Source organism: Flavobacterium difficile (assembly GCF_011392115.1).
Taxonomy (GTDB): Bacteria; Bacteroidota; Bacteroidia; order Flavobacteriales; family Flavobacteriaceae; genus Flavobacterium; species Flavobacterium difficile.
Window position 1 is genome coordinate 168784 of the sequence record NZ_JAAJBT010000005.1, and the last position, 20636, is coordinate 189419.

Annotated in this window: 20 protein-coding genes and 1 tRNA gene; 11 read left to right on the top strand and 10 right to left on the bottom strand. The window is 32.8% G+C overall.

The features are described from left to right. Window positions 1-287 precede the first annotated feature (287 nt). Together G4D72_RS09600 and G4D72_RS09605 are read left to right on the top strand one after the other, a co-directional pair. Window positions 288-2492 (top strand): peptidase domain-containing ABC transporter, encoded by a 2205-nt coding sequence (locus tag G4D72_RS09600; protein ID WP_166077467.1) that lies wholly within the window; start codon window positions 288-290, stop codon window positions 2490-2492. A gap of 10 nt (window positions 2493-2502) precedes the next feature. After that, complete coding sequence (locus G4D72_RS09605; protein ID WP_166077469.1) at window positions 2503-3795, top strand: HlyD family secretion protein; 1293 nt, start codon at window positions 2503-2505, stop codon at window positions 3793-3795. Between the two features lie 5 nt (window positions 3796-3800). Here the strand turns inward: G4D72_RS09605 and G4D72_RS09610 are convergent, their stop codons facing one another. From G4D72_RS09610 to G4D72_RS09620, 3 genes are read right to left on the bottom strand one after another with little or no spacing between them, the layout of a single operon-like run. Continuing rightward, on the bottom strand, window positions 3801-4541 hold the full coding sequence (locus tag G4D72_RS09610; protein ID WP_166077470.1) for a tRNA1(Val) (adenine(37)-N6)-methyltransferase: 741 nt from the start codon (window positions 4539-4541) through the stop codon (window positions 3801-3803). Window positions 4542-4581: 40 nt separating this feature from the next. Continuing rightward, window positions 4582-5109, bottom strand: coding sequence for a ribosome maturation factor RimM (rimM, locus tag G4D72_RS09615; protein WP_166077471.1), 528 nt, complete (start codon window positions 5107-5109; stop codon window positions 4582-4584). Between the two features lie 12 nt (window positions 5110-5121). Continuing rightward, the gene (locus G4D72_RS09620; RefSeq protein WP_166077472.1) at window positions 5122-5664 is read right to left on the bottom strand and encodes a 30S ribosomal protein S16; all 543 of its coding nucleotides are present in this window, start codon (window positions 5662-5664) and stop codon (window positions 5122-5124) included. Window positions 5665-6032: 368 nt separating this feature from the next. On the opposite strand from G4D72_RS09620, the gene G4D72_RS09625 reads away from it, so the two are divergent. After that, window positions 6033-7427 carry a dipeptidase gene (locus tag G4D72_RS09625; protein WP_166077473.1) on the top strand — a complete coding sequence of 465 codons (1395 nt, stop codon included), beginning with the start codon at window positions 6033-6035 and terminating at the stop codon, window positions 7425-7427. A gap of 95 nt (window positions 7428-7522) precedes the next feature. Here the strand turns inward: G4D72_RS09625 and G4D72_RS09630 are convergent, their stop codons facing one another. The 6 genes from G4D72_RS09630 to G4D72_RS09655 all read right to left on the bottom strand — a co-directional run bounded on the left by G4D72_RS09630 (window position 7523) and on the right by G4D72_RS09655 (window position 13264). Beyond that, a complete protein-coding gene (locus G4D72_RS09630; RefSeq protein WP_166077474.1) occupies window positions 7523-8419 on the bottom strand; it encodes a metallophosphoesterase in 897 nt (298 codons plus the stop codon). A 105-nt stretch (window positions 8420-8524) separates the two neighbouring features. Next, complete coding sequence (locus tag G4D72_RS09635) at window positions 8525-9301, bottom strand: enoyl-CoA hydratase/isomerase family protein (protein WP_166077475.1); 777 nt, start codon at window positions 9299-9301, stop codon at window positions 8525-8527. Between the two features lie 3 nt (window positions 9302-9304). Next, entirely contained in the window at window positions 9305-10720 is a 1416-nt protein-coding gene (locus G4D72_RS09640; protein WP_166077550.1) for a sensor histidine kinase, read from the bottom strand. Window positions 10721-10769: 49 nt separating this feature from the next. After that, complete coding sequence (locus tag G4D72_RS09645; RefSeq protein ID WP_166077476.1) at window positions 10770-11315, bottom strand: CopD family protein; 546 nt, start codon at window positions 11313-11315, stop codon at window positions 10770-10772. 37 nt (window positions 11316-11352) lie between these two features. Next, window positions 11353-12381 carry a ferrochelatase gene (hemH, locus tag G4D72_RS09650; protein ID WP_166077478.1) on the bottom strand — a complete coding sequence of 343 codons (1029 nt, stop codon included), beginning with the start codon at window positions 12379-12381 and terminating at the stop codon, window positions 11353-11355. Window positions 12382-12391: 10 nt separating this feature from the next. Continuing rightward, window positions 12392-13264 carry a helix-turn-helix transcriptional regulator gene (locus G4D72_RS09655; RefSeq protein WP_166077479.1) on the bottom strand — a complete coding sequence of 291 codons (873 nt, stop codon included), beginning with the start codon at window positions 13262-13264 and terminating at the stop codon, window positions 12392-12394. A gap of 228 nt (window positions 13265-13492) precedes the next feature. Here G4D72_RS09655 and hemA point away from each other — a divergent pair, with 228 nt between their 5' ends. The 8 genes from hemA to G4D72_RS09695 all read left to right on the top strand — a co-directional run bounded on the left by hemA (window position 13493) and on the right by G4D72_RS09695 (window position 20380). Continuing rightward, a complete protein-coding gene (gene hemA / locus G4D72_RS09660) occupies window positions 13493-14749 on the top strand; it encodes a glutamyl-tRNA reductase (protein WP_166077480.1) in 1257 nt (418 codons plus the stop codon). Window positions 14750-14771: 22 nt separating this feature from the next. After that, a complete protein-coding gene (gene hemC / locus G4D72_RS09665; RefSeq protein WP_166077481.1) occupies window positions 14772-15701 on the top strand; it encodes a hydroxymethylbilane synthase in 930 nt (309 codons plus the stop codon). Next, window positions 15701-16381, top strand: a complete 681-nt coding sequence (locus tag G4D72_RS09670; RefSeq protein WP_166077482.1) for a uroporphyrinogen-III synthase — start codon at window positions 15701-15703, stop codon at window positions 16379-16381. The genes hemC and G4D72_RS09670 overlap by 1 nt, the downstream gene beginning before the upstream one ends. A gap of 53 nt (window positions 16382-16434) precedes the next feature. Beyond that, the gene (hemE, locus tag G4D72_RS09675) at window positions 16435-17460 is read left to right on the top strand and encodes a uroporphyrinogen decarboxylase (RefSeq protein ID WP_166077483.1); all 1026 of its coding nucleotides are present in this window, start codon (window positions 16435-16437) and stop codon (window positions 17458-17460) included. 9 nt (window positions 17461-17469) lie between these two features. Continuing rightward, the gene (locus G4D72_RS09680) at window positions 17470-17976 is read left to right on the top strand and encodes a hypothetical protein (RefSeq protein ID WP_166077484.1); all 507 of its coding nucleotides are present in this window, start codon (window positions 17470-17472) and stop codon (window positions 17974-17976) included. Beyond that, window positions 17977-18885: an oxygen-dependent coproporphyrinogen oxidase gene (gene hemF / locus G4D72_RS09685; protein ID WP_166077485.1), complete on the top strand. Its 909-nt coding sequence runs from the start codon at window positions 17977-17979 to the stop codon at window positions 18883-18885. A gap of 115 nt (window positions 18886-19000) precedes the next feature. After that, window positions 19001-19999 carry a porphobilinogen synthase gene (hemB, locus tag G4D72_RS09690; RefSeq protein WP_166077486.1) on the top strand — a complete coding sequence of 333 codons (999 nt, stop codon included), beginning with the start codon at window positions 19001-19003 and terminating at the stop codon, window positions 19997-19999. A gap of 6 nt (window positions 20000-20005) precedes the next feature. Next, window positions 20006-20380 carry a c-type cytochrome gene (locus tag G4D72_RS09695; RefSeq protein WP_166077487.1) on the top strand — a complete coding sequence of 125 codons (375 nt, stop codon included), beginning with the start codon at window positions 20006-20008 and terminating at the stop codon, window positions 20378-20380. Window positions 20381-20413: 33 nt separating this feature from the next. On the opposite strand, the gene G4D72_RS09700 is transcribed toward G4D72_RS09695, so the two are convergent. Continuing rightward, window positions 20414-20495, bottom strand: a tRNA-Leu gene (locus G4D72_RS09700). Between the last annotated feature and the right edge of the window lie 141 nt (window positions 20496-20636).

The window sequence follows — 20636 nt, forward strand, 5'->3', positions numbered from 1 at the left end:
GAAATAAATTTAAAATGCAAAAGTAATTATTTTTTAACAAAAGTAAATTGAATTGTTAGTTTTATTAGAAAACAAACGTTAAAAAACAACTCATTAACTTTAATTTAATTCAAAACCTTACTCGCAAAACAATACCATGCTTCTAAAATTATAGGAATTTTTAAATTTTTAAATTCTAACTGATAATTTTAACCATAAAACAGCACTTAATTCAATCAAATTATTTAAAAAAATTACCAAAAGAACAAACATATTTTATTTATTTTTGATTTAAAAAACTAAAAAATTTGAAGAAATTTCCTAATTACATACAAGCCGATAGTAAAGATTGTGGTCCTACTTGTTTAAAAATTATTAGCAAATATTATGGTAAAACTATTAATATTCAACAATTAAGAGAGTTTAGCGAAACCACCCGTGAAGGAAGTAATTTACTATTTCTTTCAGATGCTGCCGAAAAAATTGGCTTTCGTTCTTTGGGTGTAAAACTTAATTTAGAGCGTTTAAACGAGGCACCCTTACCATGCATCCTACATTGGAATAAAGAACATTATGTAGTGCTTTATGATATCCGAAAAGGAAACTATTTAATTTCAGATCCTGGTTATGGATTAATAGCATACCACCAAACCGATTTTATCAAATTCTGGATCGGTAACAATGCAGACCATTTCACCCAAGAAGGTGTAGCTTTATTGTTAGAACCCACTCCCACTTTTTACGATTTAGAAAATGACACCACTGAAAAAAATGGTAAGAAAAGATCTTTAGGTTTTAGCTTATTATCACAATATGTTCTAAAATACAGATCGTTTTTAATTCAATTAGTTGTCAATCTGCTTGCTGGAAGTATTTTGCAATTAATTTTCCCTTTTTTAACACAAAGTATCGTGGATGTTGGTATTCAAAACCAAGACATGGGATTTGTGTATATAATTTTATTCGCACAATTATTCCTATTTGCAGGAAGAATGGGATTAGAATTAATTCGAGGCTGGATTATGCTTCACCTTTCTACAAGAATCAATATTTCTTTAATTTCCGATTTCTTTATCAAATTAATGAATTTACCGATATCTTTTTTTGATGTCCGAATGACGGGTGACATCATGCAACGCATCAACGATCACCATCGGATTGAAAGAATCCTTACAACTTCTTCTTTGAACGTGATCTTTTCTATTTTTAACATGATTGTTATGGGTGGTGTTTTAGCCTACTACAATTTGACAATCTTTTTTGTCTTCTTCACAGGAAGTATTTTATATTTCGGATGGATTACCCTGTTTTTAAAGAGAAGAGAAGAATTAGATTACAAACGCTTCTCAGAAATTTCACAAGAACAGAGCAAAGTCATTGAATTAATTAACGGTATGCAAGAAATTAAATTGCACAATGCCGAAAAACAAAAACGCTGGGGTTGGGAATACGTGCAAGCCAGATTATTCCGTGTTTCTACAAAAGGACTAATATTAGAACAAACCCAATCATCAGGTTCTCAAATTATTAATGAATTAAAAAATATTTTTATTCTTATTTTATCAGCCAAACTGGTTATTGATGGTACAATTACTTTAGGAATGATGCTTGCCATAAGTTCTATTGTGGGAAGTTTAAATGGCCCAATTTCACAATTAATTGGTTTTGTAAGAGAATTGCAAGATGCAAAAATTTCCTTAGCTCGACTATCTGAAATTCATGAAAAAGAAGATGAAATTCAGCAAGAAGCCTTTCAAACCAATGATATTCCTAATAACGAAGACATCACAATTAATGAGGTTTCATTTAGATATTTAGGATCCGATGTTTCTGTTTTAGACAATTTAAGTCTTACGATTCCTGCCAATAAAATCACAGCAATTGTAGGAACCAGTGGAAGTGGAAAAACCACTTTAATGAAGTTACTTTTAAAATTTTACGAACCTCAAACGGGTGAAATTTCAGTTGGAAATGCGCAATTGAAAAACATTAGTCAAAAAGCATGGCGTAACAATATTGGCGCTGTGATGCAAGAAGGTTTTATTTTTAACAATACAATTGCCAACAATATTGCTATTGGTGTAGATAGTATTAACAAAGAACGTCTAGTATATGCAGCAGACGTTGCGAATATTAGAGAATATGTCTCGGGTTTACCGTTAGGATATAATACCAAAATTGGTTCTGAAGGTGTGGGAATGAGTACAGGTCAAAAACAACGCTTATTAATTGCTAGAGCGGTATACAAAAACCCAGAAATGTTATTTTTCGATGAAGCCACTTCTGCTTTAGATGCAAATAACGAAAAAGAAATTATGGAAAAGCTAGATATCTTTTTCAAAGACAAAACCGTTGTGGTTATCGCACACCGATTAAGTACGGTTATGAATGCCGATCAAATTGTCGTACTAGAAAAAGGAAAAATAATTGAAATTGGAAACCACGAATCGTTAGTAGCAAAAAAAGGGAATTACTATAACCTAGTGAGAAATCAGTTGCAGCTAGGTAATTAAAAAAATAAATATGTCAGAAAATAAAAACACCGACTTCGAACTACGCAGCGAAGAAGTACAAGATATACTTACCAAAGTTCCCAATTGGATGATTCGTTGGGGCACTTTTCTAATTTTCGGAATTATCTTATTATTGTTATTTACTTCATGGTTTATTAGATATCCAGATGTGGTGACTAGCGAAATCGTTATCACAACCAACACGCCGCCAGAAAAGTTAGTTGCCAAAGTGAATGGAAAAATCCAAGCCATTTTAATTGAAGACCAAGCCAATATAAAAGCCAATACACCTTTAGCGGTGATTGAAAACTCAGCTAACTACAAAGATATTTTTTTGTTGAAATCTACATTAGAAAACATCAATTTAGATAAAAGCGAATTCCCTTTCGAAAAGTTTGCAACTGCTCAATTGGGAGAAGTGGAAGCCAGTTTTGCTTTTTTTCAAAAACAATATATCGCAGACAATTTAAACAAAAAACTACATCCTTTTGATGTTGATACGAATGCGCAAGGTTATGAAAAAACACAATTAGCCGAAAGATTACAGTTATTAATAGCTCAGAAATCAATTACTGAAAAGGAATTACAACTTCAAAAAAATGATGTCAACCGACAAGAAACTTTATTTAAAAAAGGGGTAATTTCAGCTCAAGAAATCGAAAAACAACGATTAATTTATTTGCAAGCGGAGAAAAATTATAAGAATTTATTGAGTTCAATTTCACAAACTAAATCCTCGATAAACGATTTAAAAAGAAACTATCAAACTACACAAATTAACGAAAACAAAGAAAACACCAATTTAGAAACGAACTTATTACAAGCTTTTTACCAACTTAAAAAAGCGATTACAGATTGGGAATTAAACTATGTTTTCCGCGCTTCTGAAGATGGAATGGTTTCGTTTTTACAAATTTGGTCAGTGAACCAAAACATTACAGCAGGAGAAAATATGTTTGCAATTATTCCAACCCATCAAAATGGTTTTGTTGGAAAAGTAAAAGCTGCTGCTTTAAATTCTGGAAAGATTAAAGAAAATCAGCGTGTTAATATTCGTTTAGCCAATTATCCTGATAGAGAATTCGGAATTGTAAAAGGACAAGTCAAAAGAATATCTTTAACTCCGGATAAAGATGGAAATTTACTTATAGATATTGCCTTACCCAATGGATTGGAAACTTCATATAACAAGAAAATTCAATTTCAACAAGAAATGCGCGGTACGGCAGCTATTATCACAGAAGATTTACGACTTATTGAACGTATTTTTTACCAGTTTAGAAGTATGTATCAGGTGGAGTAAAAAACCTACATCTTCAAATAAAACTCTTTCGTCAATTCTATATATTCTGGAGTATATTGATGACGAGCGGTTTCAATGACTAATTCATCAACAATTGGCGTTTGTTCGATGCGAGTAAATGCTAATAAACTTCTTTTAATTTCGGAAGTTGGCGTGCCTTTTACACGGGTAATTTTCAAAGGAAATAATAATGATTGTTTTGCTAAAGCGATAAAGTTTTCTTCAGCAGAATAAGGAATAATTACAGAAAAGATTCCATTTTCAGACAATAATAAATAAGCGGCTTCTACTAAATCTTCAAAAGGAAGGGCGTCAGCAAATCGAGCTAAATCACGTGCTTCATCTGGAGTTTTATAATCTTCTGAATAAAAGGGTGGATTGGAAACAATAACATCATATTGTTCTACCATTTCAAACTCGTTTGTGTCTTCGTCAATTTCTTGCAATTCTTCCACAAATTCATCTAAACCAGCATGATAACAAAACAAACGATCTCCCCAAGGTGAATTTTCAAAATTATCTACACATTCTTCGTACGCGTTTTCTTCAATTTCAATCGCGTCAATTTGTTCCGCGTAACTTCTTTGTGCTAACATAAGTGAAAGCAAGCCCGTTCCAGCGCCAATATCTAATATGTTGTAAGGATTGTTGATTAAAGGTGTCCAAGCACCTAACAAAACACCATCTGTTCCCACTTTCATGGCAGATTTTTCTTGAACTATAGAAAATTGTTTAAACTGAAACATAATTATGTTTATTGCTGCTCACTGAGACGGAGACTGTAAACTATTCCAAATACAAATCCACTAAACCAACGGGTGTATTTAAAACCAATTCTTTGTCTTTTCTATTGACCTCAATAATAAAAGAATCAATCATTGGCACTAAAACTTGTTTTTGACCTTTGAAAATTTCAAAAATAGGTTGTGCCGCATTATCTAAAATGGTATGAACCGTTCCAATATCGCCTAAACGCTGATCGATGACTTTGAATCCAATTATTTCGTGAAAATAAAACTTGTTCCCTTCAAGTTTCGGCAACATGGTAAGAGGTAAGTATACTTCTAAATTTTTCATGTTGTCGGCATCTAATTCCGTATCAACATCTTCAAATTTAACTCTTAGAAAAGTATCTTTATGGAGGGAAGATTTTTCAATAAAAAATGGAACCAGATTTTTATTGTATTCAATAAAAACTGATTCCAAATTTTGATAAAGTTCAGGTTCATCTGTATCTAAATAGATCAGAACTTCCCCTTTGAAACTAAATTTTTTAGCGATTTTGCCTAAATAAAAACATTCGTCTTTACGCATAATCGCAATATATTAAGCTTCTGTTTCTTCGTTAGCTTCTTCGGCAGCAGGTGCTTCAGTAGTTTCTTCAGCAGCAGCTTCTTCAACAACTTCTTCTGCTTTTGCAGCCTCAGCTTGTGCAGCCATACGTTTTTCGTTAGCTTCTTTTTCAGCTTTTAAAGCTTTAGCTTTAGCATCTGCATCCGCTTTGCTTAAACCTTCTTTTTTAGCATCAACTTTTCCAGCTTTTGCCTCTAACCAAGCTGCTAATTTAGCATCTGCTTGTTCTTGAGTTAACGCACCTTTTCTGATACCTCCATCTAAATGGTGTTTCAATAAAGCACCTTTATAAGACAAAATTGCTTTAGCCGTGTCAGTTGGTTGTGCACCATTGTGTAACCATTGAACAGCACTATCAAGATTTAAATCGATAGTTGCAGGGTTAGTGTTTGGATTGTAAGTTCCAATTTTTTCTAGGAATTTACCATCTCTTTTTGAGCGAGCATCTGCCGCTACGATCCAGAAAAAAGGTTTCCCTTTTTTACCATGTCTTTGTAATCTAATTCTTACTGGCATAATCTTATGATTAAATTTGAGGTTCTCGACCTCGGTTAATTAAGGGTGCAAAGATAATAATAATTCTCAATTTTCAATGTTCCATGTTCAATTATTTTTGAATCAGTATTTTAATAGTGTTTTTACTTATTTTCCAAGAACACAGTTAGGAGAAATTTTAGACATCCATGAAATTTCTCTAATCATGTTGTTAGATTTTGATTTCGTATACTGATTTTCTCAACAAAGATTTAAAAAATCATACTAATTTTTATAATTTCTTTAACCTGTGTTGTTCATATTCCAATTTTCATCTTTTGTCTTTTCACTTATGCCTTTTCCCATTAAAATTCATTTCGTATCTTTGAAAACTATAATCAAAAACAACTATGGACAATATAAAACAATACGTTCAGGAAAACAAAGAACGTTTCATTCAAGAATTAATCGAATTATTAAAAATGCCTTCTGTTAGTGCAGATAGTGCTTATGCTCAGGATGTGATTAATACTGCTGAAGCCATTAAATCTAGCTTAGAAAAAGCAGGTTGCGATGTAGTAGAAATGTGCGAAACACCGGGATATCCAATCGTTTATGGACATAAAATTATTGATGCAAATTTACCAACTGTTTTGGTATATGGGCATTATGATGTACAACCTGCAGACCCTATTGAATTATGGGATTCTCCACCTTTCGAACCTGTAATTAAAACTACTGAAATTCATCCAGAAGGTGCAATTTTTGCTCGTGGAGCTTGTGACGACAAAGGTCAGATGTACATGCACGTAAAAGCCTTCGAATACATGATTGCGAACAACAATTTACCTTGTAACGTAAAATTTATGATTGAAGGTGAAGAAGAAGTAGGCTCAAAAAGTTTGGGTTGGTTTGTAGAACGCAATCAGGCAAAATTAGCTTGTGATGTGATTTTAATTTCAGACACAGGGATGATTTCTAACACACAACCTTCAATAACTACTGGTTTACGCGGTTTAAGTTATGTAGAAGTGGAAGTTACTGGTCCGAATAGAGATTTACATTCCGGTTTATATGGTGGTGCTGTTGCGAACCCAATTAATGTGCTAACAAAAATGATTGCTTCTTTACATGATGAAAACAATCACATTACGATTCCAGGTTTTTACGATGGTGTGGAAGAATTATCATTAGAAGAAAGAGCAGAAATGGCAAAAAGACCATATTCTGAAGACGAGTATAAGAAAGCTTTAAATATTGCCGATACGTATGGCGAAACAGGATACACTACTAACGAAAGAAACTCTATTCGTCCTACTTTAGACGTAAACGGAATTTGGGGTGGTTATACGGGTGAAGGCGCAAAAACGGTAATTGCTAGTAAAGCGTATGCTAAAATTTCTATGCGTTTGGTTCCAAACCAAGATTGGGAAAACATTACAGAATTGTTTCAAAAACATTTTGAAAGTATTGCACCAAGTGCGGTTACTGTAAAAGTTTCACCTCATCATGGCGGCCAAGGTTATGTAACTCCAATTGACAGCATTGGCTATCAGGCAGCATCAAAAGCATATTCGGATGCGTTTGGAAAAACACCAATTCCAGTGCGTTCTGGAGGAAGTATTCCTATCGTAGCCCTATTTGAGAAAGAATTAAAGAGTAAAACAATTATGATGGGATTTGGTCTAGATAGTGATGCCATTCATTCGCCAAACGAACATTATGGCATTTTTAATTACATGAAAGGTATAGAAACGATTCCTTTATTTTATAAATACTTTACAGAATTACACCAAAATCAGTAAGCTGTATTAAATTTTTGGGTCTTTCTAACTTGTTTTGGAATCTAATAATCAGACTTCAAGATTCCGAAACAAGTTCAGGATGACTAATTCTAACTTTATTGATACGCACTCAATTGCTGTGGCGTTTCAATATACTCTTTAACAATTTGCAAAACACCATCATCATTGGTTTCAATCAGCCATTTGATAAGTGAGATTCTACCGTTTTCAATTTCTATTCCGGTAATATTTCTGGGATGAACACAACTTCCATCGTTAAAAAAATTCAATAAATTTTCACTAGGTTTTGGAAAATGTGGCCGATGTGTATGTCCAATAATGGTAATTATATTTCCGTTATCAGCAATCCATTTTTTTATTCTACGTTCTACTTTTTCAGATTCTATATAGTTTTTTGCCGGACTAGTTGGATCTTTAATTCCCCAAACTTGAAGTGGTTTCCAAAGCACTCTCACAAAAAAACGATTGAACTTCCAACCCACATAATTCATAAAATCTGCCTGATGGCCATGCGTTAAAAATAATTCTTGACCCGTTTCTGAGTTTTCTAAAACAATGGCTTCGTTAAAAGTTAAACTTGGCATTAACGGTAAATTTTTTCCAGCAGTAGTATCAAAATATTCTGAAAAGTTTCTCTTTACAATAGTAGGATTTCTGTATACCATATCATGATTGCCATAAATCATGTGCAATCTTTTTTTATCGTAGAATTTTTTTAAGAGTAAGAAAACATTTTTATTCGCTTCAATAATATCTTTAAAAAATAAATTTTCCCATAGTTCATCGCCATCACCTAATTCGACATACTGAAAATCATTTTTATAGTACTGATTTAAAGCATGCATATAAATGTTACGATTGTTTGCGAAATCATCGGCAAAACTTCCGTCTCCACGATGGCAATCACTAAATAAAATAAATTTATCTGAGTTGGTAAATTTAATTCGAAGTGCTTTTTGATACGCTCTTGTTAATCGGGTTTGAGAAGACATGATGAGTTATTTCTAACAAATATATAAAATAATATTTTCGTTTTCATGTCTAAAAAAACAAAAGCCACATTACTGCGGCTTTGTTTATTTTGTATTGATTAACAGCTATTTACCTGTAAAAACGGCTTTTCTTTTTTCTAAAAAGGCAGTTGTTCCTTCTTTGAAATCTTCCGTTCCAAAACAAATTCCGAAATTTTTAATTTCTGTAGCAAAACCATTTACGCCATCTTCAAAATTGGCGTTGATAGCTTCAATAGCTTTGGCAATAGCTACACTTGAATTATTACTAATTTTTGCACCAATAGATTTCGCTAAATCTAATAATTCCTCTTGAGGAACAACGTGATTTACTAAACCATACGATTTAGCTGTTTCGGCATCAATCATATTAGCTGTCATAATTAATTCCATAGCTCTACCCTTTCCGATTAATTGTGCCAAACGTTGCGTGCCGCCATAACCTGGAATCACACCTAAAGTCACTTCTGGCAAGCCCATTTTTGCATTTGTAGAAGCAATTCTGAAATGACAACTCATCGCCAATTCTAATCCGCCACCTAACGCAAAACCGTTTACAGCTGCAATAACTGGAGTGGATAAGTTTTGCACAAAATCAAACAATAATTCTTGTCCTTTTGCCGCCAATTGTTCTCCTTCTGAAACAGAAAAATGAGCAAATTCCGAAATGTCAGCACCTGCTACAAATGCCTTTTCACCACTTCCCGTTAAAACGATAACTTTGGTTGCCGTATCGTTGTTTAAATCGGTAAAAGCTTGGTGAAGTTCTTCTATCGTAGCTTTGTTTAAAGCGTTTAATTTTGTAGGTCTGTTAATCGTTACAATCGCTAAATTGTCTTGTTTTTCAATTAAAATATTTTCCATTTTTTAGTTTTTTATCGGTAATGTGACAATAAATGTTGTGCCTTTTCCTTCTTCGGTATCAAAAGTAATAGTTCCTTTATAATTTTCAATAATATTTTTAATAATTGCTAAACCCAATCCCATTCCAGAATTTTTTGTAGTAAATTTTGGTTCGAAAATAAAAGCAGCATTTTCAGCAGAAATTCCGATTCCATTATCAGAAATTTTTAACACAAACTGATCATCTACTTTTGAAAGTGCCACAAGAACAGATTTTGTTTCTTGACTTTCTGGAATAGCTTGAATGGCATTTTTAACTAAATTGGTTACAATTCGAGTCAGTTGCGCTCTATCAAATAAGGTTAAAATTTCTTGTTCTGTAGTAGTAAATTGAATGTATTCTTCATTAAAAATTTCTAAAGCCGTTTTACTAACCTGAACAATATTTAACATTTCATTTTGTTGGCCGGGCATGTTCGCAAAATTCGAAAAAGCACTAGCTACTGTTGTCATGGTGTCAATTTGCTGAATCAAAGTTTCCGAATAATCTTTCAATTTCTGATTCATATTTGGATCATTTACATCAAATTTTCTTTGAAAACTCTGAATGGTCAATCGCATAGGTGTTAACGGATTTTTAATTTCGTGTGCTACCTGTTTCGCCATTTCGCGCCAAGCATGCTCGCGTTCACTTTGTGCTAATTTTTGAGCACTTTCTTCTAGCGTATCGACCATGTTATTATAAGACAAAATCAGTGCGTTAATTTCCTGATTTCCTGGCTGCAGATTTAATTTTTGATTGCGTTTGTTAAGCTGAGTAATTTCTAGTTTTTCAGAAATTTGAGAAATTGACTTCGTAATATTTCTTGACAATAAATAAGACAATAAAATTGAAATTACGAACATGATCATAAAAACTTGAGCATATCGCGTTAAGAAATTTTCTGCTTCTTCGTTATAAAAATCGCTATTTTCTTCATAAGGAATGTTTAAAATCGCTAAATTTTTAAACTTATTATCCTTGATGTAACTGAAAGATGATTTTAAATAGGTGTCGTTTTCTTTTGTTTTCGTGATAACCACTCTTTTCTCTGATGAATTTCTTAAATCATTGAGCGTATTTATCCCAATATTCGGAATTTTTTTATCAATTTTAAATGCCGATTTTGAAGACAGTAGTAATTTTCCATTCAAATCAAAGAAATTGATTTCTAAACTATGAATGTCCGACAATTCATGGATTCTATCTTTAAAAATATATCGAATATTTTTAGTTAAAAGCGGATAGCTAGTGGTTTTCAGTATGTATTCAATATGTTCTTTTATCGCACTTTCTTTTCTTGATAAGCGTTCTTCATGATATTCTTTAGCTTCATAACGAAAATGAATTAAAGAAACCACGGTAATCAAGATGGTTGAGAATGTCGTTAAAAACAACATCGATAAGAAGATTCTTCGTCTTAAAGAAAGTGTATGTATTTTAAAGAATTTATTCACTTTTCTTTGTTCTAATTCTCTTATAGAATTTAAATCCAAGCATAATTAGTACAGAAAACAATACTATACCCACTACTCCATAAATCCAATTGATTGCATTTTTTAAAATCACTAAAAAAACAACCGCAAACAGAATGATAGTTGCGCCTTCATTCCACAAACGCATAAAATTTGAGCTGTATTTTATTTGATCGTTTTGCAATTCTTTGTAAATGCTTTGACATTTAAAGTGATAGAAAAATAAAGCAACAACAAACCCTAATTTTACCTGCATCCAAGGCATTTCTAAAAAGGCTGGGTTTAAATGCAATAAGGAAAGTGCGAAAATAGTCGCTAAAATCGCACTTGGCCAAGTAATGATATACCACAAACGATACGTCATTATTTTGTATTGCTTTTGTAAAATTTCTTTTTCAGGTGATGGCATGTCACTCGCTTCTATTTGATACACAAACAAGCGAACAATGTAAAACAAACCTGCAAACCAAGTAATTACAAAAATTAAATGTAAGGATTTCAGATAATTATAATATTCCATTTTCTACTTCAAGTTGACTTTTTTGTCATGATTCTTTTTACTTTTTACTTGGCTGTTCTTTAAACTCTTGAATCCATTTTGCCACCACACCACACCATTCGTCTTCGTCATTCATACATGGAATGGCCATAAATTCTTCACCACCATGATGTAAAAACTCTTCGTTTGCTTCCATAGCAATTTCTTCTAAAGTTTCTAAACAGTCCGCTACGAAAGCTGGCGTTACTACGGCTAATTTCTTAATTCCTTTTTCTGGCATTTTATTAATTTCCACATCAGTATATGGCGTTAACCATTTGTCTCCAGCTAAACGAGATTGAAAAGTTTGACTGTATTTTCCTTCTGGAATACCCAATAGTTTAACTACTTGTTTCGTAGTTTCATAACATTGGTGACTGTAACAAAACTCATGAGCCGGTGAAGGCGTATGGCAACAAATTCCATTCATTTTACAGTGCGATTTCGTTACATCTGTTTTTCTGATATGACGTTTCGGAATTCCATGATAAGAAAATAACAAATGATCGTATTCAAAACCTTCTAAATGTTTTTTTATAGAATTAGCTAACGACTGAATGTACTCTGGTTTGTTATAAAATGCAGGAACTGTTGTAAACTTCATGTGCGGAAAATGCTTAGCACGAAGTTCTTCAGCTAACACTAAAATAGTAGTAGTAGAGGCCATAGCATGTTGCGGATACAATGGGAAAAGCATCACTTCTGTAACACCTTTGTCGTGTAATTCTTGTAATCCTTTTAAAATTGTCATAGTTCCATAACGCATGGATAACGCTACTGGAATATCCACTAAATTACTAACTTTTTCGTGCATTTTTTTTGAAATAACAATTAAGGGCGAACCTTCACTTGTCCAAATTCTAGCATAAGCCTCTGCAGATTTTTTTGGTCTGGTTTGTAAAATGATCCCACGAACTAATAAGGCACGTAATATGTACGGAACGTCAATTACGTATTTGTCCATTAAAAATTCATCTAAATATGGTTTAACGTCCTTTGGGGTTGGACTTTCTGGTGAGCCTAAGTTGACTAATAATACGCCTTTCATTTTGTAGGTTTTATTTGTTTACGGTTAAATTTAATATATATTTCTTTGGTGTCGTACCAAATTTCTTTTTAAATGCAGATATAAAATGACTGGAAGTACTGTATCCAATTTTTAAACCCACTTCATTCACATTATAGGATCCCGAATCTAATAATTTTCTGGCAAATTCCATTTTATAATCGAATAAAAAATTAAAAACAGTATCGCCATAAATTTCCTTAAACCCTGCCTTTAATTTTTTTAAGGATATTCCCACTTCATCTGCTAACTCTTGCAAACCTGGTGGCTCTGCCATGTTTTTAATAATAATTTCTTTGGCTTTTTTTATTTTTAACACATTACTTTCATCAGATAAAAACGGACAATGTTCTGCATCTGGATCTTCGTTTGTATTAAAAAACAAACTTAATAGTTCATAACTTTTACCTTTCAAATATAAGTTTTTTATGGAAGAATTTTGATTATAATGAAAAATTTGATTTAAAACTATTGCTAATGATGGACTAATTCCTTCTTCGGCATAATATTTTTTCTCTAAATTATCTTTACTTAAAAAAGGAATCAGCTCCGATTCAGTAGAAAATAACGTGTGAAATTTTTTAATTGATATCAAAACCGAAATGATCCAACTTTTGGGTTCAATTTCTAAATATAATGGCAATTCTTTCTGTGGATTATAAAGTAACAAAGCTTTTTCTTCTACTAAATCCAAGGAATAAGAAGCGTCATTAAAAACAAACTTAGCCGTCCCTTTCAGATTAAAATGGAATTGAATATAACTTGAAGCTACTTGTTTTTTAAAAATTTCTGTTTTTTCAGTGTTGTTTTGAAACCGAAGTACAAAAAAATCCGTATCTATATTTATTTGTTCAAAAGAACTCATAGCGTTGTTTTTTATTATGTGAATTCATCAGTTTTTGGTTAGTTATTTATAATAATTCTAAACAAACTTTTTCAATAACATTGAATATAATACAAAGTTAAGGGTTTACAACAAAAAAATAAGGAAAAATAAAAAAAAAACTAATAACGATATAAAAAGTACTTTTAGCGATACTTTTATAACGTTTGAAATAATAATTTTGTACATCTTTTAGAGATAAAGTAATTTATGGAAAACTATACACCTGTAAAGCAAACTACCTTTTATGCAATTGGGCTAAGCTACAAAAAAGCGGATGCAGAGATTCGAGGTAAATTTAGTTTAGACGAAAAAGCAAAAAAAAGTGTTTTAGAACAAGCCAAAGCAAATGGTATAGAAAGCTTGTTGGTTACTTCAACTTGTAACCGTACAGAAGTGTATGGATTTGCCGAACATCCTTTTCAATTGATTCAATTGCTTTGCCAAAACAGTATGGGAACGGTTGAAGAATTTCAAAAATATGCTTACATATACAAACATAAAGAAGCTTTAAATCATATGTTTAGAGTGGGAACAGGTTTGGATAGTCAGATTTTAGGCGATTTTGAAATTATTGCACAAATTAAACATGCATACAATGAAAGTAGACAGCTAAACCTAGTCAATGCGTATTTAGATCGCCTAGTTAATGCTGTCATTCAAGCGAGTAAAAAAGTTAAAAACGAAACAGAAATTTCCAGTGGCGCTACTTCTGTTTCTTTTGCCGCAGTACAATATATATTTAAGAATGTAGCCGATATTTCCAATAAAAACATCTTACTTTTTGGTACAGGAAAAATTGGTAGAAATACTTGTGAGAATTTAGTAAAACATTCAAAGCACGATCAAATCACCTTAATTAATAGAACAAAAGATAAAGCTGAAAAATTAGCTAAAAAGTTAGATTTAATTGTAAAAGATTATTCAGATTTACAAATCGAGTTGCAAAAAGCAGATGTCGCTGTTGTAGCTACTGGCGCTTTAAATCCAACAGTAGATTTAGATATCTTGAATTTAAAAAAACCACTTTTAATTTTAGATCTATCTATACCAAAAAATGTAAATGAAAATGTTAAAGAGAACCCGTTGGTGACTTTAATTCACATGGATCAATTGGCACAAATTACAGATGAAACTATTGAAAAAAGAAAATTACATATTCCAGCTGCAGAAGCGATAATAAATGAAGTGTTAGGTGAGTTTCAAACTTGGTCAAAAGGACGAAAGTATGCACCAACTATTCATGCCTTAAAAGCTAAGCTTAATGCGATAAAAGAATCGGAAATCAATCATTTAAAAAAGAAAAATGCCGATTTTAACGATGAATATACTGAAATCATTACCGCAAAACTCATTCAAAAAATCACGAGTCACTTCGCCAATCATTTAAAAGATGACAATACAGTGGTGGAAGAAAGTGTAGAATGGATCAATAAAGTATTTCAAATAGAAACTTCAAACTCGTAATTAAGTAGTAGCCCATCCAAAAATGAAAAAAACAATTCGAATAGGAACTCGCGATAGCGAATTAGCACTTTGGCAAGCACATACTGTTGAAAAACAACTAAATGAATTAGGGTATACTACCGAAATTATTGCGGTAAAATCTGAAGGTGATATCGTTTTAGACAAACCTTTATACGAATTAGGCATCACAGGAATTTTTACAAAGACTTTAGATGTAGCCATGATTCAAGGCAAAATTGACATTGCCGTGCATTCGATGAAAGATGTACCTACTCAATTACCTAACGGTATTGTTCAAGGTGCCGTATTAGAAAGAGCTTCAACCTTAGATATTTTGGTTCATAAAGGAAATTTAGATTTCCTAACTCAAGAAAACAGTACCATTGCAAGTAGTAGTTTACGAAGAAAAGCTAGTTGGTTACACAAATACCCAACGCATCATGTTGAAGATATTCGAGGAAACGTAAACACCAGAATTCAAAAAGTTACTGATTCGGAAACTTGGAGCGGCGCTATTTTTGCAGAAGCCGGTTTAGAACGTATCAACTTAAAACCTGAAAATTTTATCGCTTTAGATTGGATGATTCCAGCACCAGCGCAAGGAGCAATGTTAGTCGTTTGTAACGCTGATGATTTCTTTTCTTTAGATGCTGTTTCACAATTAAATCATGTAGAAACAGAAATTTGTACTTATATTGAACGTCAATTTTTAAGAACGTTAGAAGGTGGCTGTACTGCACCAATTGGAGCAATAGCAACATATAATGAAAAAGAAGATGTGATTGATTTCACAGGTGTTTTATTATCCATTGATGGAAAACAAAAATTAGAAGTTTCTAAAAAAGTGGATGTTTCCGAATGGAAAAAATTAGGATTCAACTGCGCTCAAGAAATTTTAGCCAATGGTGGAACAGTAGTAATGACAGAAATTAAAGAAAAACTAAAGAAATAATGCCTGTAAAAGCTACAATACTATCCACAAAAACCCTTTCGCCAATTCAGAAACAAGTATTGTTAGACAATTCTATTCAAGTTGTGGAAGCCGATTTTATAAAAACAGAAAACGCTTCTTTCGAAATAAAAAACCTGAACAAAAACTTGATTTTTACAAGTCAAAATGCAGTTTTAAGTATTTTACAGCATCCGAAAATTGAAGAATTAAAACAAAAAACGGTTTTTTGTGTAGGTTTAAAAACCAAAGAATTGCTAAATGAAAACGGATTTACTGTGGAAGCCTACACAGGTTATGCAGAAGATTTAGCCGAAATTATTACTTTAGTATATTCTGATGAAAGCTTTACTTTCTTTAGCGGAAATCTTCGTAGAGATACCTTGCCAGAAATGTTAACGGAAAACGAAATCACTTTCAATGAAATTAAAGTGTACGATACGACCTTAACACCACATAAATTTGAAAACAAAGTAGATGGAATTCTTTTTTTCAGTCCATCCGCTGTGACGAGTTATTTGAAAAAGAATACGCTTGCCAACGAAAAATTGTTTTGTATTGGAAATACAACAGCAGATACATTAAGAACGATGTTGTCTGAAACTAAAATAAAAAATATCAAAACCGCGTACCAACCAAGTGTTGATAACGTAATTGAACAAGTTATAGAATATTTTAATTAATAGATGCTTCGGAGGGTTTCAAATCCTATGAAGGTTAAAAAATAAAAGTCAAAATGATAAAAAACGATTTATTCCTACGTGCCTTAAATAACGAATCAGTAGAACGTCCACCAGTTTGGATGATGCGTCAAGCTGGAAGATATTTACCAGAATTTAGAGCGTTACGCGACAAATATGATTTCTTCACAAGATGTGAAACTCCAGAATTAGCAGCAGAAATTACGGTTCAACCCATTAGAATTGTGAAACCTGATGCCGCCATTTTGTTTTCTGATATTTTAGTAGTGCCACGTGCTATGGGAATTCACGTAGAGTTAAAAGATAATTTAGGACCCATCATTCCAAATCCAATCAGAACTTCGCAAGATGTAGAAAAAGTGTTCGTTCCAGATGTGAATGAAACATTAGGTTACGTTTTTGATGCGATTAAATTGACCAAACAAATGTTGAACGATGAAGTGCCATTAATTGGTTTCGCCGGTTCACCTTGGACGATTTTCTGTTACGCTGTAGAAGGAAAAGGGTCAAAAAGTTTTGATACCGCAAAAGGGTTTTGTTTTTCGAATCCAGTAGCCGCTCACGCTTTATTACAAAAGATTACAGATACGACGATTTTATATTTAAAAGAAAAAGTAAAAGCAGGTTGTAATGCCATTCAAATTTTCGATTCTTGGGGTGGCATGCTTTCACCAGTGGATTATAATGAATTTTCTTGGCAATACATCAACCAAATCGTAGAAGCTTTAGCAGAAGAAACAAAAGTAATTGTTTTCGGAAAAGGCTGTTGGTTTGCGTTAAACGAAATGGGAAAATCAAAAGCTTCAGCTTTAGGAGTGGATTGGACGTGTTCACCTAGAAACGCCCGTTATTTATCAGGTGGAAAAATCACATTACAAGGAAATTTCGATCCGTCAAGATTATTATCGCCAATTCCAACCATCAAAAAAATGGTACACGAAATGATTGACGAATTCGGAAAAGATAATTACATCGTAAACTTAGGTCACGGAATTTTACCAAATATTCCTGTAGATCACGCAAAAGCGTTTGTGGAAGCGGTGAAAGAATACGGTAAGTAATACCTAAAGATGAGAATTCCTTTGATTTATAAAAGAGCTGGAAATTATTTAGTTGCATTTCTACTTTCTGCTTGTTGTTTTTTTGGATCTTATCTAGCGTTTTTAAAAGGTAGTACAGAATTACAACAAATTGATAGTTATTCCGGAAAAGTTGTTAATAAGGGAATTATAAGTCAAAAAAGTACGGTAGCAAGATTTGGATCTTATAAATCAAATGTCTTCTTTATTAAATTAAGTGGTTTAAATCAAATTTTAGCGACTTATAATTTAGAAAATAATTACGATTTTTTTGAAAAAAATATTAAAATTGGTGATAGTATAAAAGTTTATTATCAAAACTCATTTGATACTATCAAACCGAATTTAGATTTATTTCAAATTGAAAAAAATGGAACTATACTTTTGAAAAAAGAAGATTTTCAAAAGAAAAAAGGAATTGCAGCATACATAGCTTTTTTTGGAGGTTTTCTTTTAATTGGAGCAGCTATTTATCAGGACAAAAAGTATTGGAAATAAATGAAAAATAAATTCTACACATACATACAAAATCTTCAAGATCAAATCGTCGCAGGATTAGAAGCTGTTGATGGTTTGGCTAAATTTCGTGAAGACATTTGGGAACGACCAGAAGGCGGCGGCGGAAGAACACGCGTAATTGAAAACGGTAACGTATTTGAAAAAGGCGGCGTAAATATTTCAGCTGTTCATGGTAAATTACCAGATTCGATGCAGAAATTGTTCAATGTAGGTGAAGCCGATTTCTTTGCTTGCGGATTGAGCTTAGTTATTCATCCCAAAAACCCAATGGTACCAACAGTTCACGCTAATTGGCGTTATTTTGAAATGTATGATGATAACGGAAACGTAATTAACAGTTGGTTTGGTGGTGGACAAGATTTAACACCTTATTATTTGTTTGAAGAAGACGCAAAACACTTTCATCAAACTTGTAAAACCGCTTGTGATAAACATAATTCTGAGTTTTATCCCAAATATAAAAAACAATGTGACGCCTATTTTTGGAACGCGCACAGAAATGAAGCTCGAGGTTTAGGCGGTTTGTTTTTTGATTATTGCAAAGAAACGGAAGATATGAAAATGGAAGATTGGTTCAATTTTGTCACAGAAGTTGGAAACTCTTTCTTAGAAGCCTATGTTCCAATTGTAGAAAAAAGAAAAGATTTACCTTTCACTCCAGAACAACGCACATGGCAAGAAATTCGTCGTGGTCGTTATGTAGAATTCAATTTGGTTCATGATAAAGGCACACTTTTCGGACTAAAAACCAACGGAAGAATTGAAAGTATTTTAATGAGTTTACCACCACATGTACAATGGGTGTATGATCATCATCCGGAAGTGGGAAGCGAAGAAGAAAAATTAATACAAGTTTTAGAAAATCCAATAGATTGGATAGCCCCCTAACCCCCGAAGGGGAAAACTGGATGGTAAATGTTTCTAAATAAAATAAATTATAATAAAATATAAAACCCTATTGACCCCTAATAGGTATTCCCCTTTGGGGGCTAGGGGGCTTATTATGTTTCCATTACAAAGAGGGCGTCGTTTAAGAGTAAACGAATCCATAAGAAGTTTAGTTCGCGAAACCACATTAAGTCCGAGTGATTTTATGTTTCCGATGTTTATTGCAGAAGGCGAAAACGTAAAAGTAGAAATTCCATCTATGGTTGGCATTTACCGTCGTTCTATTGATTTAACGGTGGAAGAAGTAAAAGAATTGTTCGCTTTAGGCATTCGAGCAGTAAATATTTATGTAAAAGTAGATGAATCCTTAAAAGACAATACCGGAAAAGAAGCTTGGAATCCGGATGGTTTGATGCAACGCGCTATTAAAGCCATAAAATCGGCTTGTCCAGAAATGATTGTGATGCCAGATGTAGCTTTAGATCCGTATTCGATTTATGGTCATGATGGAATTATTGAAAACGGTGATGTTGCTAACGATGCAACAAATGCGGCTTTAGTAAAAATGGCGGTTTCTCATGCGCAAGCTGGTGCCGATTTTGTAGCGCCAAGCGACATGATGGACGGTAGAGTTTTACGTTTGCGTGAAGGTTTAGATGCAGCAGGCTTTCATAATGTAGGAATTATGAGTTATTCAGCCAAATATGCATCGGCGTTTTATGGTCCGTTCCGTGATGCTTTAGATAGTGCTCCAAAAGAAGCTGAAATTGAAGTTCCAAAAGACAAAAAAACCTATCAAATGGATTATGCTAATCGTATCGAAGCCGTTAAAGAAGCCTTATGGGATGTAGAAGAAGGTGCGGATATGGTTATGGTTAAACCTGGAATTGCCTATTTAGATATTGTTCGAGAAGTAAAAGATGCTGTAAATGTTCCCGTAACGGTTTTCCATGTTTCAGGCGAATATGCTATGATAAAAGCCGCTTCAGAAAGAGGTTGGTTAGATCATGATAAAATTATGATGGAACAATTAATGTGTATCAAAAGAGCTGGTGCTAGCTTAATTTCGACTTATTTTGCTAAAGAAGCTGCAATTCTTTTAAATCAAAAATAAGTTAAAATGAAAAAATTGCTATTTGTCTTTACTTTAGTTTTCGTTTTTTCATGCAAAAAAGAACCAGAAGTTGTTACCAATGTGTTAGTGGAAGAATCTACTTATAGTACAAAAGATTTAGGAAAGGAACTATTTGAAGGAAAAGGCATGTGTAACACTTGTCATAAAGAAGACACTAAAATTATTGGGCCAAGTATCAAAGAAATTTCAAAAATTTACAGAGATAAAAAAGCTAGTATTTCTGTTTTCTTACAAGGAGAAGCGGAACCAATAGTGGACCCAACACAGTATGAAATAATGAAAGCTAACCTTCAAATAACCAAAACGATGACAGAAGAAGAGCTTAAAGCTTTAGAAGAATACATGTTAAGTTTTAAATAAAAAAGCTCAAAACAATGTTTTGAGCTTTTTTTGTGCGGGTGAAAGGACTCGAACCTTCACACCTTGCGGCACCAGATCCTAAGTCTGGCGTGTCTACCAATTTCACCACACCCGCGGTAAATGTTTTGCAAATATAGGAACTAACTTCACTTATCCAAAAAAATTTACCCAATTTTTATTTTTTATTATTTTTTTTGAGTCCTCTATATCTCATATAAAACCAATGATTTTAATACATAACAAAAAAAATATCCTA